Source organism: Saccharothrix tamanrassetensis, from assembly GCF_014203665.1.
Taxonomy (GTDB): domain Bacteria; phylum Actinomycetota; class Actinomycetes; order Mycobacteriales; family Pseudonocardiaceae; genus Actinosynnema; species Actinosynnema tamanrassetense.
Map to the genome: position 1 here is coordinate 92425 of NZ_JACHJN010000010.1, position 14528 is coordinate 106952.

Consider the following 14528-nt stretch of genomic DNA (forward strand, 5'->3'; position numbering starts at 1 on the left):
GGTTTCCATCTGCGATTGGGTCAAGCTTACTGACGGGTCGGCCCCGGAGTCTCAAACTCCGCAAGCGGGGACTACGGCGTCCCACACTGCGGACGCCAGGCGCGCCTTGGAGCCGTGCGGCAGGGGCGTTTCGGCGCCGGCGGAGGACAGCAGCCACCCGGCGTTGTCCTCGACCTCGAAGGCCTTGCCGTCGCCCACGGCGTTGACCACGAGCCAGTCGCAGCCCTTGCGCTCGAGCTTCGCGCGACCGTAGTCCAGCACGTCGGTCTCGCCGTCGCCGGTCTCGGCCGCGAAGCCGACGACCACCTGCCCGGCGCGCCGGGCCTCGACCAGCTCGGCCAGGATGTCGGCGTTGCGGGTCAGCCGGACGGGGTCCGGGTCGCGGTCGGTCTTCTTGATCTTGTGCTCGGCGAGCGCGGCGGGCCGGAAGTCGGCCACCGCGGCGGCCATCACCACGACCCGCGCGTCCTGGGCGACCCGGTGCATCGCCTCCCGCAGCTCGGCGGCGGTGCCCACCCGCTGCACCTCCACGCCGGCGGGCGGGACCAGGTCGGCGGTGTGCGCGGCGACCAGCGTGACCCGCGCGCCGCGCTGCGCGGCGACCCGGGCCAGCGCGAAGCCCTGCCGGCCGGACGAGCGGTTGCCCAGGAAGCGGACGGGGTCGAGCGGCTCGCGGGTGCCGCCGGCGGAGACGGCGACGTGCAGGCCCTCCATGTCGCGGGGCAGCGCGTCCGGGCGTTCCAGCAGCAGGCGGGCCAGCTCCGCGATCTCGGCGGGCTCGGGCAGCCGACCCTTGCCGGTGTCCTTGCCGGTCAGCCGGCCGCTGGCGGGCTCGGCCACCACCACGCCGCGCGAGCGCAGCAGCGCCACGTTGGCCCGCGTCGCCGGGTGCTCCCACATCTCGGTGTGCATCGCCGGGACGAGCAGGACCGGGCAGCGCGCGGTCAGCAGGGTGTTGGTGAGCAGGTCGTCGGCCAGCCCGTGGGCGGCCTTGGCCAGCAGGTTCGCCGTGGTGGGCGCGACGACGACGAGGTCGGCGTCCTGGCCCAGCTTCACGTGCGGCACGGACGGCACGTCCGAGAACACACCGGTGTGCACCGGCTGCCCGGACAGCGCCTCGAAGGTGGCGGCGCCGACGAACTTCAGCGCGCCGTCGGTGGGGACGACCCGCACCGAGTGACCGGACTCGGTGAGCCGGCGCAGCACCTCGCACGCCTTGTAGGCGGCGATGCCCCCGCCCACCCCCAGCACGACCCGGGGACGGGAGGAGGCCTCGGCGGAGTCGGTCACTCGCCTTCGGTGTGCTCGAGCAGGCCCGCGTGGATCTCGCGGAGCGCGATCGACAGCGGCTTCTCGCGCGGGCCCGGCTCGACCAGCGGGCCGACGTACTCCAGCAGGCCCTCGCCCAGCTGGGCGTAGTAGTCGTTGATCTGGCGGGCGCGCTTGGCGGCGTAGATCACCAGCGCGTACTTGGAGCTGACCTGCTCCAGCAGGTCGTCGATCGGCGGGTTGGTGATGCCCTCCGGAGTGCCCGACAGCGGGCCCAGCTCGGTGTGCGTGGTCACTCGTCAACGCTCCTGGCGGTTGGTGTTCGAAAATCCGGGGCCGTCCCTCGCCTGCGAACGCGCGCTACCGCGCGTCGGGCGCCGGGCCGACCACCAAGTCTAGCAAGCGGGTCGCGGCGGACCGCACGTCGGCGTTCACCACGACCTGGTCGAACTCGGGTTCGGCCGCGAGTTCCTCGCGGGCGATCTCCAGCCGGCGGGCCACCACGGCGGGGTCCTCGGTGCCGCGGCCGGTCAGCCGGCGCACCAGGTCCTCCCAGGAGGGCGGCGCGAGCATCACCAGCTGGGCCTCGGGCATGGCGGCCCGGACCTGGCGCGCGCCTTGCAGTTCGATCTCCAGCAGCGCCGGCCGGCCGGACGCGAGCGCCCGTTCCACCGGCTCGCGGGGGGTGCCGTAGCAGTTGCCCGCGAACTCGGCGTGCTCCAGCAGCTCGCCGTTGGCGACCATCTTGCGGAACTCGGACACGTCCACGAAGTGGTAGTGGACGCCGTCGACCTCGCCCGGCCTCGGCTTCCGGGTGGTCACCGAGACGCTGAAGTGCAGGTCGGGCCCCATCCGGCGGAGCTCGGCCAGCACGCTGGACTTGCCCACCCCCGAGGGCCCGGACAGGACGGTGAGGCGGGACCGGGCGCGTGCGCCCGATCCCGCCCCGGTGCCATCACTCACTCGCCGCTGAACTCGGTGAGCAGCGCCTTGCGCTGCCGCTCACCCAGGCCGCGCAGCCGCCGACTCGGAGCGATCTCAAGCCGCTCCATGATCTGCTGCGCACGAACCTTGCCGACGCCCGGAAGCGCCTCGAGCAGCGCGGACACCTTCATCTTGCCAAGGACCTCGTCGCTCTCGGCGGCCTTCAGCACGTCCGTCAGGGTCGTGCCGCCACGCTTGAGGCGCTCCTTGAGCTCAGCCCGAGCGCGACGAGCGGCAGCAGCCTTCTCCAGCGCTGCGGCCCGCTGCTCCTCGGTAAGCTGGGGAAGGGCCACGATTTCCTCCGTGGTGTGGGAATTTCAATTCTGGATCGGTGCCGCGACCGTACCGAGCGCAATTGCCTGGGTACAACGTGGGTCAGTCCCAGTCAGGTGAATCTTTCAGCGCCCGGACGTTGCGGCGGGTGGTAGTAGTACCAACACCCCCCGACAGGCCCATCACCGCCACCGGTAACGCGTTGCGCACGACCTGTGTGGTATGCGCTCGATGGGGGATGATCCCGTCGGTGGCAGGACCGTACCAGGCGGCGTTTACGCAGGTGAGCGGACCACGCAAAGCGTGTCGCGATTTGATCGTGATCACATCTCCAGCAGGTGCCGCACGGCGACCGCGGCGGACCGCAAACTTGCGGAGTCCGGGCCGTGCCGGAGCACGTCCCGGGAGCTCGCCGGGAGCACTCCGGGCAGGTCGTGGCCGAACACCGCGCGCAGGTCTGCGACCGTCGCGCCCTGCGCCCCGAAGCCCGGCGCCAGGACGGGTCCGTGCAGGTCGGACAGGTCGACACCGAGTTCGCCGACGGTCGCGCCGACCACCAGGCCGACGTCCCCGAGGGGGTCCGCGCCGGCGTTTCGGCGGGCCGCCGCGTCGATCACCGACTGCGCCACCGAACGGCCGTCCGCGCCGACCGCCCGCTGCACCGAGGAACCCTCGGGATTAGAAGTCAACGCGAGTACGAATACGCCCCGCCCACTCGCCCGTGCGGCTTCGAGCGCCGGGTCGAGCGATCCGAAACCGAGGTAAGGCGACAGCGTCACGGCGTCACCGGCCAACGGCGAGCCGTCGGTGAGGTACGCCGCCGCGTAGGCGGCCATGGTGGACCCGATGTCACCGCGCTTGGCGTCCACCAGGACCAGCGTGCCGCTGTCCCTGAGGTCCGCCACGACCCGTTCGAGCACGGCCACGCCCCTGGACCCGTGCACCTCGAAGAAGGCCGCCTGGGGCTTCACCAGGGCCACGTGGCCCCCGAACGCCTCCACGCAGGTCAGCGCGAAGCGTTCGAGGCCGCGGGCGTCCTGCGGGAGGCCCCACGCGTCCAGCAGGCCGGGGTGGGGGTCGATGCCGACGCACAGCGGGCCGTGCGCGGCGGTGGCCCGGGCCAGGCGCTCCCCGAACCTCATCCGCCGCTCCGTTCCGCGCGCTCCTCGGGCCGACCCGGGGCTTCCTCGGCGCGCAGAGCCGCCTGGAGGGCCTGGAGCGGCCGTACGCCGATGTCGCCCCGGATGACGGCCTCGATGCCGTGCACGGCCGCCGCGGCACCCTGGATGGTGGTCACGCACGGGATGTCCTTGGCCACCGCCGCGGTGCGGATCTCGTAGCCGTCGACCCGCGGGCCGTTGTTGCCGTACGGGGTGTTGATGATCATGTCGACGTCGCCGGCCAGGATGGCGTCCACGATGTTCTTCTCGCCCTCGAAGTGCTTGCGGACCACCGTGCACGGGATGCCGTTGCGGCGCAGCACCTCGGCCGTGCCGGTCGTGGCCAGCACCTCGAAGCCCAGGTCGGCGAGCCGCTTGACGGGGAAGATCATGGCCCGCTTGTCCCGGTTGGCCACCGACACGAACACCCGGCCCGAGGTGGGCAGCGAGCCGTAGGAGGCGGTCTGGGACTTGGCGAACGCGGTGCCGAACGACACGTCGATGCCCATCACCTCGCCGGTGGACTTCATCTCCGGCCCGAGCAGCGAGTCCACGCCCTTGCCCTCCGGCGTGCGGAACCGGTGGAACGGCAGCACGGCCTCCTTCACCGCGACCGGGGCGTGCGGGGGCAGCTTCGCGCCGTCACCGGTCGCGGGCAGCAGCCCCTCGGTGCGCAGCTGCGCCACGGTCGCCCCGAGCATGATCCGGGCGGCGGCCTTGGCCAGCGGCACGGCCGTCGCCTTGGACACGAACGGCACGGTGCGCGACGCGCGCGGGTTGGCCTCCAGCACGTACAGCACGTCGTCCTTGAGCGCGTACTGGACGTTGAGCAGGCCGCGCACGCCGATGCCCTCGGCGATGGCCCGCGTTGACCGGCGCACGTTGTCGATGTCGGTCTCGCCCAGCGTGATCGGGGGCAGCGTGCACGCCGAGTCGCCGGAGTGCACGCCGGCCTCCTCGATGTGTTCCATCACACCGCCGATGAACACCTCCTCGCCGTCGAACAGCGCGTCCACGTCGATCTCGATGGCGTCGTCGAGGAACCGGTCGACCAGCACCGGGTGCTCCGGGCTGACCTCGGTGGCGCGGGCGATGTAGCTCTTGAGCGACTCCTCGTCGTAGACGATCTCCATGCCGCGCCCGCCGAGCACGTACGAGGGCCGCACCAGCACCGGGTAGCCGATCTCGTCGGCGATCTTCTTGGCCTGCGGGAACGACGTGGCGGTGCCGTACTTCGGCGCGGGCAGGCCGGCGTCGGTGAGCACCTGGCCGAACGCGCCCCGGTCCTCGGCGAGGTGGATGGCGTGCGGCGGGGTGCCCACGACCGGCACGCCCGCGTCCGCCAGCCGCTGCGCCAGGCCCAGCGGGGTCTGGCCGCCCAGCTGCACGACCACGCCCGCGACCGTGCCGGAGCGCTGCTCGGAGTGGAACACCTCCAGCACGTCCTCGAACGTCAGCGGCTCGAAGTACAGGCGGTCGGAGGTGTCGTAGTCGGTGGACACCGTCTCCGGGTTGCAGTTGACCATCACCGTCTCGTACCCGGCGGCCCGCAGCGCCATCGCCGCGTGCACGCACGAGTAGTCGAACTCGATGCCCTGGCCGATCCGGTTCGGACCGGAGCCCAGGATCAGCACCTTCGGCTTCGCGCGCTGCTCGGCGACCTCGGACTCGGCCTCCGGGTCCAGCTCGTAGGCCGAGTAGTGGTACGGGGTCTTGGCGGCGAACTCGGCGGCGCAGGTGTCGACGGTCTTGTAGACCGGGCGCACGCCCAGGCGGTGCCGCAGCGTCCGCACGCCGTCCTCGCCGGCCAGTTCGCTGCGCAGCGCGGCGACCTGGCGGTCGGACAGGCCGGCCCGCTTCGCCTTGCGCAGCAGGCGTTCGTCCAGCACCGGGGCGTCCTCGATCTCCTTGCGGAGGTCGACCAGCCAGGCCATCTGCTCGATGAACCACGGGTCGATGCGGGACGCCTCGTGCACCTGCTCGACGGTCGCGCCCAGGCGCAGCGCGCGGTCCACCGTGTACAGCCGACCGTCGTGGCCCGTGCGCAGCTCGTCCAGAGTGGACTCCAGCGTCACGTCGGGGTCGGGCGTGGTCCAGAAGCCCGCGGCCTTGGTCTCCATGGACCGCAACGCCTTGCCCAGCGCCTCGACGAAGCTGCGGCCGATGGACATGGCCTCGCCGACCGACTTCATGGTCGTGGTGAGCGTGCGGTCCGCGCCGGGGAACTTCTCGAACGCGAAGCGCGGCACCTTCACCACGACGTAGTCCAGCGTCGGCTCGAAACTCGCCGGCGTCTCGCCCGTGATGTCGTTGCGGATTTCGTCCAGCGTGTAACCGATGGCGAGCTTCGCGGCGATCTTGGCGATCGGGAAGCCGGTCGCTTTCGACGCGAGCGCGGAGGAACGGGAAACGCGCGGGTTCATCTCGATCACGACCATGCGCCCGGTCCCCGGGTGGATCGCGAACTGGATGTTGCAGCCGCCGGTGTCCACGCCGACCTCGCGGATGACCGCGATGCCGACGTCGCGCATGTGCTGGAACTCGCGGTCGGTCAGCGTCATCGCGGGCGCGACGGTCACCGAGTCGCCGGTGTGCACGCCCATCGGGTCGATGTTCTCGATGGAGCACACGACCACGACGTTGTCGTTGCGGTCGCGCATGAGCTCCAGCTCGTACTCCTTCCAGCCGAGCACGCTCTCCTCGATCAGCACCTCGGTGACCGGGGACTCCGCGAGCCCGGTGGCGGCCAGCCGCTCCAGCTCCTCGGGGGTGTGCGCCATGCCCGAGCCCAGGCCGCCCATGGTGAACGACGGCCGGATCACCACCGGCAGGCCCAGGTCGGCGACGGTCGCGCGGACCTCGTCCATGGTCCGGCACACCGCGCTGCGCGGTACCTCGGCGCCGAGCTTGCGGACGAGGTCCTTGAAGATCTGCCGGTCCTCGCCGCGCTGGATGGCGTCGATGTCCGCGCCGATCAGCTCGACGTCGTACTTCTCCAGCACGCCGCGCTCGTGCAGCGCGATGGCGGTGTTCAGCGCGGTCTGGCCGCCCAGGGTGGCCAGGATCGCGTCCGGGCGTTCGGCGGCGATCACCTTCTCCACGAACTCCGGCGTGATCGGCTCGACGTAGGTGGCGTCGGCGAACTCCGGGTCGGTCATGATGGTGGCCGGGTTGGAGTTGACCAGGCTGACCCGCAGGCCCTCGTCGCGCAGCACGCGGCACGCCTGGGTGCCCGAGTAGTCGAACTCGCAGGCCTGCCCGATGACGATCGGGCCGGAGCCGATGACCAGCACGTGGTTGAGATCGGTCCTCTTCGGCATGGTCAGCGGCCCTCGCTCGTCGTCTGTCCGCCGGTGGAGTCGGACATCAGCTTGCAGAACTCGTCGAACAGCGGGGCGGCGTCGTGCGGACCGGCCGCCGCCTCGGGGTGGTACTGCACGCTGAACGCGGGCACCTCCAGGGCGCGCACGCCCTCCACGGTGCCGTCGTTCGGGCAGTAGTGGCTGAGCTGGACGCGGCCGAAGTCGGAGCCGAACTCCTGGCCCGGTTCGCCCTCCAGCGCGAAGCCGTGGTTCTGCGCGGTGATCGCCACCTTGCCGGTCGCCACGTCGATGACCGGGATGTTGAGGCCGCGGTGGCCGTAGCGCATCTTGTAGGTCTCGCGGCCCAGCGCCCGGCCCAGGATCTGGTTGCCGAAGCAGATCCCGAACAGCGGGGTCCGGTGCTGGAGGACCTCGCGGGTCAGGTCGACGGCGTGCGCCTGGGTCGCCGGGTCGCCGGGGCCGTTGGAGAGGAACACGCCGTCGGGTTCGATCGCGGCGATGTCCCGGTAGGTGGAGGTCAGCGGCAGGACGTGCACCTCGATGCCGCGCGCGGCCATCATGCGCGGGGTGTTGGTCTTGATGCCCAGGTCGAGGGCGGCCACCCGGAACCTGCGCTCGCCGATGGCGTCGACCACGTAGGGGCTCGCGGTGGTCACGTCGCCCGCCAGGTCGGCGCCCTTCATGCCGGGCGCGGTGCGGACCCGCTCGACCATCGCCTCCGGGGAGTCGAGCGCGTCACCGGAGAACACCCCGGCCCGCATGGCGCCCTGTTCGCGCAGGTGGCGGGTGAGCATCCGGGTGTCGATGCCGGCGATGCCGACGATGCCCTGGCGCGCGAGCTCGTCGTCCAGGCTGCGGGTCGAGCGCCAGTTGGACGGAACCCGGGCGGGGTCGCGGACCACGTAGCCGGCCACCCAGATGCGGCCGGACTCGTCGTCCTCGTCGTTCCAGCCGGTGTTGCCGATCTGCGGTGCGGTCTGCACCACGATCTGGCGGTGGTAGGAGGGATCGGTGAGGGTCTCCTGGTAGCCGGTCATGCCGGTGGAGAACACGACCTCGCCGAGGCTCTCGCCGACCGCACCGTAGGCCTCGCCGCGGAAGACCCGGCCGTCTTCGAGGACCAGTGCCGCGTTCGTCATTCCTTGCCTCCCAGCGCTTGCACCCACTGCTCGTACACGTCCTTGTCGTCGCCGCGGAACCCGGTGTCGAAGGTCTGCCCGTCGAGTTGCCAGCGCACCACCAGCAGGCCGTCGGCGGTCATCACCTTGCCCGCCAGGCCGCGGGCGGTGCGGGCGCCCTCGACGTCCTCCAGGGGGATCCACATGGCGGTGGCCCCGGTGCGTTCCACCAGGACCCCGTTGTCGGTCAGTTTCAGCGTGGCGTCGGCCCGGTGGCCGATGTCGCCGACGGCGACCCGGTCCTGCCAGTCGTCGCCGATCGTGGTGCCCACGTAGACACCCGTCGTCTCCAGCTTCGCCGTGCCCGGTTCGGCGGGGGGCCGCGGGAAGGCCGGCAGGGTTTCGGCCTGGCGTCGGGCCCGGGCGCGCCAGCCGTGCCACATGCCGTAGAGGCACAGGGCGAACACGGCCAGGATCGCCAGGGACAGCAGCACGCGGGTCATGCGGGGATCCTTCCGCTGGTGGCGGTCACGCGCCCGCGCAGCAGCGTGGCCACCACCCGGCCCGGGAGCTCCATGCCCTCGAACGGGGTGTTGGCGGCGATGCTGGCGAAGTCGGCGCCCCGGACGGTCCAGCGGCTGTCCGGGTCGACCAGGGTCAGGTTGGCGGGCTCGCCCACCGCGACGGGACGGCCGTGGTCGGGCAGGCCGGCGATCTCAGCGGGCCGTTCGCTCATCACCCTCGCCACGCCCCGCCAGGTCAGCAGGCCCGGTTCGACCATGGTGCGGATGACGATCGACAGGGCGGTCTGCAGGCCCAGCATGCCGGGACGGGCGGCGGACCACTCGCAGTCCTTGTCCTGGACGGCGTGCGGGGCGTGGTCGGTGGCCACGCAGTCGATCACGCCGTCCGCGAGGGCTCGGCGGAGCTCCTCGACGTCCCGCGCGGTGCGCAGCGGCGGGTTGACCTTGTTGACCGGGTCGTAGGTCTCCAGCCGGTCGTCGGTCAGCAGCAGGTGGTGCGGGGTGACCTCGGCGGACACGTCGGTGCCCCGCGCCTTGGCCCAGGCCAGGACGTCGGCGGTGCCGGCGGTGGAGACGTGGCAGACGTGCAGCCGCGCGTTCACCTGCTTGGCGAGCAGGCAGTCGCGGGCGACCACGGCCTCCTCGGCGGCGGCGGGCCAGCCCTGCAGGCCCAGGCGGGCGGCTCGTTCGCCCTCGTGGGCCTGGGCGCCGGTGGTGAGGCGGGGCTCCTCGGCGTGCTGGGCGACGACCACGTCCAGGGCCTTGGAGTACTCCAGGGCGCGTCGCATGATCAGCGGGTCGTGCACGCAGTGGCCGTCGTCGGAGAACACCCGCACGCCGGCCTTGGCCATGGTGCCCAGTTCGGCGAGCTTCTCGCCCTTGAGGCCCACGGTGACCGCGCCCACCGGGTGGACGTCCACCAGGCCGACCTCCCGGCCCCGGCGGGCCACGTGCTCCACGATCACCGCGTTGTCCGCGACCGGGTCGGTGTTGGCCATGGCGAAGACGGCGGTGTAGCCGCCCAGGGCGGCGGCGGCGGAGCCGGAGGCGATGGTCTCGGTGTCCTCGCGGCCGGGTTCGCGCAGGTGGGTGTGCAGGTCCACGAAGCCGGGCAGCAGGATCGCGCCGCGGCCGTCCACGGTGTCGGTGTCGGCGCCGGTGTCCTCGATCGAGCCGATCCCGGCGATCACGCCGTCGCGGATCAGCACGTCGGTCGGGTCACCCTCGCCGTACGGCCGTACTCCCCTGAGGATCAAGGGGTTCACGCGGTTTCCTCCTCGTGGGCAAGCAGGTGGTAGAGGACGGCCATGCGCACGTGGACGCCGTTGCGCACCTGGTCGGTGATCGCGGCGCGCGGCGAGTCGGCGACCGTGCTCGCGATCTCCATGCCGCGCAGCATCGGGCCGGGGTGCAGCACCACGGCGTGGCCGGGCAGCAGGTTCAGGCGGTTCTCGTTCAGCCCGTAGGCGATGGAGTACTCGCGGGCGGACGGGAAGAAGTGTCCGTTGCCTCCCGCGCCGGCGGGCCCGCCGTACATGCGCTCGGCCTGGACGCGCAGGAGCATGACGGCGTCCTGGGACGGCAGCTCGGCGTCCAGTTCGTGCGAGACGGTGACCGGCCAGTTCTCCACCCCGGTGGGGAGCAGGGTCGGCGGGGCCACCAGGGTGACCTCCGCGCCGAGCGCGGTCAGCAGGTGGACGTTCGAGCGGGCCACCCGGCTGTGCAGGACGTCGCCGACGATGGCGACGCGGCGGCCGTCGAGTCCGCCGAGGCGTTCCCGCAGGGTGGCGGCGTCCAGGAGGGCCTGGGTGGGGTGCTCGTGCATGCCGTCGCCGGCGTTGACCACCGAGGTGCCGGTGTGCTTGAGCCAGGTCGCGAGGCGGTGCGCCGCGCCGGAGGCCGGGTGGCGGACGATGACGCAGTCCGCGCCGGCCGCGGCGAGGGTCAGCGCGGTGTCCCGGAGGGACTCGCCCTTGCCGACGCTGGAGCCGGACGAGGAGACGTTCACCACGTCCGCGCTCATCCACTTGCCGGCGATCTCGAAGCTGACCCGGGTGCGGGTGGAGTTCTCGTAGAACATCGTGATGACGGTCCGGCCCCGCAGGGTCGGCAGCTTGCGGACCTCGCGGCCCTCCAGGGACTGCTTGAGGCCCGCCGCCGTGTCCAGGATCGCGGTGGCCGCGGCGGGGTCGATGCCCTCGGTGGACAGCAGGTGCTTCACCGCAGCACCACCCCGTCCCGCTGGTCGAACTCGTCCAGCAGCACGTGGACCTCCTCGGACCGGGCGGTGGGGACGTTCTTGCCCACGTAGTCGGCGCGGATCGGCAGTTCGCGGTGACCCCGGTCGACCAGCACCGCGAGCTGCACGGCGCGCGGGCGGCCGTGGTCGCGCAGGGCGTCCAGGGCGGCGCGGATCGTGCGGCCGGAGAACAGCACGTCGTCCACCAGCACGACCAGCCGGTCGTCGACACCGCCATCCGGGAGCTCGGTGGTCTCGAGTGGCCGAGTCGGGCCCCGCCGCAGGTCGTCCCGGTAGAGCGTCACGTCCAGGGTGCCGGTGGGTACCGCCACACCGCTGAATTCCCTGATCTTGACGGCCAGCCTCCGCGCGAGCGGCGCACCCCGGCTTGGAATCCCCATCAGGACTACTTCGGGTGCGCTCGGTGCATCGAGAGCGGTCTTCTCGATGATCTGATGGGCCATTCGGGCGACGGTGCGCGCGACGTCGCCGGCCGACAGGAGCTCGCGCTCCCCGGCCGGGTCCGTCGCGCCACGTTGACGTGGCGCCACGGTTGGACCTCCTTCCCCGCCTCGCTGGACGGGTCCTTAAAGGACGTCGGACACCCGGCTGCGACCGGGCTGACCAGCACCGTATCAGGCTTTCCGGGTCAATCTTCCGGGTGGTCCGCGTGGTCTCGCCCACCTGGGCCGGCGAGATCAGCTTGACCTGGTGACCACGGAGAGCAATCATTACTCTGCGTATTGATCTAAGCCTCCCCGCGGCAGTCCCCTACCGGCTGACGGGGCGAATGAACGGAGAACCGCCACATGGGCGACTACGCCAAGGCGCTGGGGGCAAAGCTCCGCGCGATCAGGCAGCAGCAGGGCTTGTCTTTGCACGGCGTCGAGCAGAAGTCCGGCGGACGCTGGAAGGCCGTGGTCGTCGGCTCGTACGAGCGCGGCGACCGGGCGGTGACCGTGCAGAAGCTGGCCGAACTGGCCGACTTCTACGGGGTGCCGGTCGCGGAGCTGCTGCCCGAGGGCCGGGTGCCCTCGGGTGCCGAACCCGCGACGAAGATCGTGATCAACCTGGAGAGGTTGCAGCAGCTGCCCGCGGAGAAGGTCGGACCGCTCGCGCGGTACGCGGCCACCATCCAGAGCCAGCGCGGCGACTACAACGGCAAGGTCCTCTCCATCCGTACCGAGGACCTGCGCTCGCTGGCGATCATCTACGACATGACGCCGGGCGAGCTGACCGAACAGCTCATCGACTGGGGTGTGCTTCCCCCCGAGGCCCGACCGGCCAAGGAGGACTGAAGCACGCGGAGAAGGCCGCTTCCACGTGGAGGAAGCGGCCTTGTCCGGTCGGTGCGCGCATCACCCGGGGATGACCCGCGGTCAGGGCAGGACGCCGTCTTCCGGGCGACGCCGTCAGAGAACGGCGCGCAACTGGTCGGCGATGACCGCGATGCGGCCCAGCACCCCGTTGACGAACCGCGGCGAGTCGTCGGTGGAGAGCTGCTTGGCCAGTTCCACCGCCTCGTCGATGGCCACCGCGTCCGGCACGTCGGTGGCCCACAGCAGCTCGTAGAGGCCGGTCCGCAGCACGGCCCGGTCCACGCCCGGCATCCGCTGGAGGGTCCAGCCCTCGGCGTGCTCCGAGATCAGGTCGTCGATGCGGGCGCGGTGGGTGGTGACGCCCTCCACGAGGCTGATCGTGTAGTCGTTGATGGGCGGGACGTCGGGGGAACCCACCCGCTCGGCGAGGAGGGTCACCGCGTCGACGCCTCGCAGGTCTGCCTCGTAGAGGACGTCCACCGCGCGTTTGCGGGCCTTGCTGCGGGCACCCATCTCAGCCGTTCACGCGGCCGAGGTAGCGGCCGTCGCGGGTGTCGACCTTGATCTTCTCGCCGGTCGTCACGAACAGCGGGACCTGGATCTCGGCGCCGGTCTCCAGCGTGGCGGGCTTGGTGCCGCCGGTGCTGCGGTCGCCCTGGAGGCCCGGGTCGGTGTGCTGGATGAGCAGTTCGACGCTGGTCGGCAGCTCCACGTAGAGCGCGACGCCCTCGTGCAGCGCGACGACCGCCTCCTGGTTCTCCAGCATGTAGTTCGCCGCGTCGCCGACGGTCTCCGCCGGGACGCTGATCTGGTCGTAGGTGTCGCCGTCCATGAAGACGAAGTCGGCGCCGTCCTTGTACAGGTAGGTCATGCCCCGCTTGTCCACGGTGGCCGTGTCGACCTTGGTGCCGGCGTTGAAGGTCTTGTCCACGACCTTGCCGGACAGGACGTGCTTCAACGTCGTGCGCACGAAGGCGCCACCCTTGCCCGGCTTGACGTGCTGGAACGCGGTGACGGTCCACAGCTGGCCGTCGAGGTTCAGCACCAGGCCGTTCTTCAGGTCGTTGGTGGTGGCCACGGGGTGGGCTCTCCTGTTAAGTGTGTGCGGGCGTCCGCCGGGTGTTCGGGCGTCAGACGACCACTAGCTCTTTCGTGGTCAGGGTGAGGAGCTCCGGGGCGCCTTGGCGCACCACGAGCGTGTCCTCGATGCGGACACCGCCCTTCCCGGCCAGGTACACACCGGGCTCGACAGTGACCGCCATACCGGGCAGAAGTGTACCGTCACCCGCCTTGGACAGCGCCGGAGCCTCGTGGATCTGCAAGCCGACGCCGTGTCCCAGGCCGTGCAGGAACTGCTCGCCGTAGCCCGCCGCCTCGATCACGCCGCGGGCCGCCGCGTCCACCGCGCTGAGCGCGGTGCCCGGCGCCAGGGCCTGCCGCCCGGCCGCCTGCGCGGCCGCCACCAGGTCGTACAGCTCGCGCTGCCAGTCGGCCGCCTTGCCGACCACCAGGGTCCGCGTCATGTCCGAGTGGTAGCCGTCGACCAGGGCGCCGAAGTCGAGCTTCACGAAGTCGCCGGCGTGGACGGCCGCGTCGGTGGGCCGGTGGTGCGGCACGGCCGAGTTGGCACCGGTCGCCACGATGCTCTCGAAGCTCGGACCGGCCGCCCCGTGGTCGAGCATCCGGCCCTCCAGCTCGCGGGCGATCTCGCGTTCGGTCCGGCCGGGACACAGGCCGCCGTGCTCGACCAGGTCGGCCAGCGCCCGGTCGGCCGCCGCGCACGCCATGCGCAGCGCCTCGATCTCCGCGTCGTCCTTGACCAGCCGCAACTCCTCGACCAGACCGGGGGTGCGGACCAGCTCGACCTGGTCGGCGGCGTCGGCGAGGGTGTCCAGCCCGTCCACGGTCACGTGGTGGCTCTCGTAGCCGGTGCGCCGCAGGCCCGCTTTCGCCGCCCGCCCGGCCAACGCCACGTCGCACGGCCGGTCGACGACCCGTTCCAGGTCCGGCACCTGCTGCTCGGCCTGGGTCAGGTAGCGGCCGTCGGTGCAGAAGACCGTGGCGTCGTCGGAGTCGGCGGACACCAGCAGCGCGGCGTTCGACCCGGTGAACCCGGTGAGGTAGCGGATGTTCAGCAGGTTGGTCACCAGCAGCGCGTCCAGCTCCCGGTCCCGGAGCGTGGCACGCAGTGCGGCGCGACGAGGTGCATGCGGCATACCCGCAGACTAGAGGCTCGCGAGTCGCCGCACAGCGGGCCGGCGCGGGCTGGTGCGGGGCGCTGGTGCGGGGCGCGAGGTGGGTCCGGGTGCGGGATGTCCG

General features: G+C 71.7%; 15 protein-coding genes. 1 reads left to right on the top strand and 14 read right to left on the bottom strand.

The genetic code is table 11. The features are described 5' to 3' along the window. Positions 1–51: 51 nt before the first annotated feature. From coaBC to pyrR, 11 genes are all read right to left on the bottom strand, one after another. Entirely contained in the window at positions 52–1290 is a 1239-nt protein-coding gene (gene coaBC, locus FHS29_RS28115) for a bifunctional phosphopantothenoylcysteine decarboxylase/phosphopantothenate--cysteine ligase CoaBC (protein ID WP_184695681.1), read from the bottom strand. Next, positions 1287–1565 carry a DNA-directed RNA polymerase subunit omega gene (rpoZ, locus tag FHS29_RS28120; RefSeq protein ID WP_053721631.1) on the bottom strand — a complete coding sequence of 93 codons (279 nt, stop codon included), beginning with the start codon at positions 1563–1565 and terminating at the stop codon, positions 1287–1289. The genes coaBC and rpoZ overlap by 4 nt, the downstream gene beginning before the upstream one ends. Before the next feature lie 64 nt (positions 1566–1629). Next, a complete protein-coding gene (gene gmk / locus FHS29_RS28125) occupies positions 1630–2232 on the bottom strand; it encodes a guanylate kinase (protein WP_184695684.1) in 603 nt (200 codons plus the stop codon). Further along, positions 2229–2546, bottom strand: a complete 318-nt coding sequence (gene mihF, locus FHS29_RS28130; RefSeq protein WP_033427832.1) for an integration host factor, actinobacterial type — start codon at positions 2544–2546, stop codon at positions 2229–2231. Before mihF ends, gmk begins: the two co-directional genes overlap by 4 nt. Positions 2547–2849: 303 nt before the next feature. Continuing rightward, on the bottom strand, positions 2850–3668 hold the full coding sequence (pyrF, locus tag FHS29_RS28135) for an orotidine-5'-phosphate decarboxylase (RefSeq protein ID WP_184695686.1): 819 nt from the start codon (positions 3666–3668) through the stop codon (positions 2850–2852). Then, the gene (gene carB / locus FHS29_RS28140) at positions 3665–7006 is read right to left on the bottom strand and encodes a carbamoyl-phosphate synthase large subunit (protein ID WP_184695688.1); all 3342 of its coding nucleotides are present in this window, start codon (positions 7004–7006) and stop codon (positions 3665–3667) included. The genes pyrF and carB overlap by 4 nt, the downstream gene beginning before the upstream one ends. Positions 7007–7008: 2 nt before the next feature. Further along, complete coding sequence (carA, locus tag FHS29_RS28145) at positions 7009–8148, bottom strand: glutamine-hydrolyzing carbamoyl-phosphate synthase small subunit (RefSeq protein WP_184695690.1); 1140 nt, start codon at positions 8146–8148, stop codon at positions 7009–7011. Further along, positions 8145–8630 carry a PH-like domain-containing protein gene (locus FHS29_RS28150; RefSeq protein ID WP_184695692.1) on the bottom strand — a complete coding sequence of 162 codons (486 nt, stop codon included), beginning with the start codon at positions 8628–8630 and terminating at the stop codon, positions 8145–8147. The genes carA and FHS29_RS28150 overlap by 4 nt, the downstream gene beginning before the upstream one ends. Continuing rightward, positions 8627–9916, bottom strand: coding sequence for a dihydroorotase (locus FHS29_RS28155; RefSeq protein ID WP_184695694.1), 1290 nt, complete (start codon positions 9914–9916; stop codon positions 8627–8629). The genes FHS29_RS28150 and FHS29_RS28155 overlap by 4 nt, the downstream gene beginning before the upstream one ends. After that, entirely contained in the window at positions 9913–10872 is a 960-nt protein-coding gene (locus FHS29_RS28160; RefSeq protein ID WP_184695696.1) for an aspartate carbamoyltransferase catalytic subunit, read from the bottom strand. The genes FHS29_RS28155 and FHS29_RS28160 overlap by 4 nt, the downstream gene beginning before the upstream one ends. Continuing rightward, positions 10869–11441: a bifunctional pyr operon transcriptional regulator/uracil phosphoribosyltransferase PyrR gene (gene pyrR / locus FHS29_RS28165; RefSeq protein WP_184695699.1), complete on the bottom strand. Its 573-nt coding sequence runs from the start codon at positions 11439–11441 to the stop codon at positions 10869–10871. The genes FHS29_RS28160 and pyrR overlap by 4 nt, the downstream gene beginning before the upstream one ends. A gap of 258 nt (positions 11442–11699) precedes the next feature. On the opposite strand from pyrR, the gene bldD reads away from it, so the two are divergent. Continuing rightward, positions 11700–12188: a transcriptional regulator BldD gene (gene bldD, locus FHS29_RS28170; RefSeq protein WP_015103676.1), complete on the top strand. Its 489-nt coding sequence runs from the start codon at positions 11700–11702 to the stop codon at positions 12186–12188. A gap of 114 nt (positions 12189–12302) precedes the next feature. Here the strand turns inward: bldD and nusB are convergent, their stop codons facing one another. Genes nusB through FHS29_RS28185 form a run of 3 tightly spaced genes read right to left on the bottom strand, consistent with a single transcriptional unit; the run spans position 12303 to position 14425 of the window. After that, positions 12303–12722 carry a transcription antitermination factor NusB gene (gene nusB, locus FHS29_RS28175; RefSeq protein WP_184695701.1) on the bottom strand — a complete coding sequence of 140 codons (420 nt, stop codon included), beginning with the start codon at positions 12720–12722 and terminating at the stop codon, positions 12303–12305. Position 12723: 1 nt separating this feature from the next. Then, on the bottom strand, positions 12724–13287 hold the full coding sequence (gene efp / locus FHS29_RS28180) for an elongation factor P (RefSeq protein ID WP_184695703.1): 564 nt from the start codon (positions 13285–13287) through the stop codon (positions 12724–12726). Positions 13288–13339: 52 nt separating this feature from the next. Further along, a complete protein-coding gene (locus FHS29_RS28185) occupies positions 13340–14425 on the bottom strand; it encodes a M24 family metallopeptidase (protein WP_184695705.1) in 1086 nt (361 codons plus the stop codon). Positions 14426–14528 lie beyond the last annotated feature (103 nt).

Coding starts and splice junctions, on each gene's coding strand:
- pyrF (WP_184695686.1), bottom strand. CDS start 3,668: ATGAGGTTCGGGGAGCGCCTGGCCCGGGCCACCGCCGCGCACGGCCCG.
- carB (WP_184695688.1), bottom strand. CDS start 7,006: ATGCCGAAGAGGACCGATCTCAACCACGTGCTGGTCATCGGCTCCGGC.
- carA (WP_184695690.1), bottom strand. CDS start 8,148: ATGACGAACGCGGCACTGGTCCTCGAAGACGGCCGGGTCTTCCGCGGC.
- FHS29_RS28150 (WP_184695692.1), bottom strand. CDS start 8,630: ATGACCCGCGTGCTGCTGTCCCTGGCGATCCTGGCCGTGTTCGCCCTG.
- bldD (WP_015103676.1), top strand. CDS start 11,700: ATGGGCGACTACGCCAAGGCGCTGGGGGCAAAGCTCCGCGCGATCAGG.
- nusB (WP_184695701.1), bottom strand. CDS start 12,722: ATGGGTGCCCGCAGCAAGGCCCGCAAACGCGCGGTGGACGTCCTCTAC.
- FHS29_RS28185 (WP_184695705.1), bottom strand. CDS start 14,425: ATGCCGCATGCACCTCGTCGCGCCGCACTGCGTGCCACGCTCCGGGAC.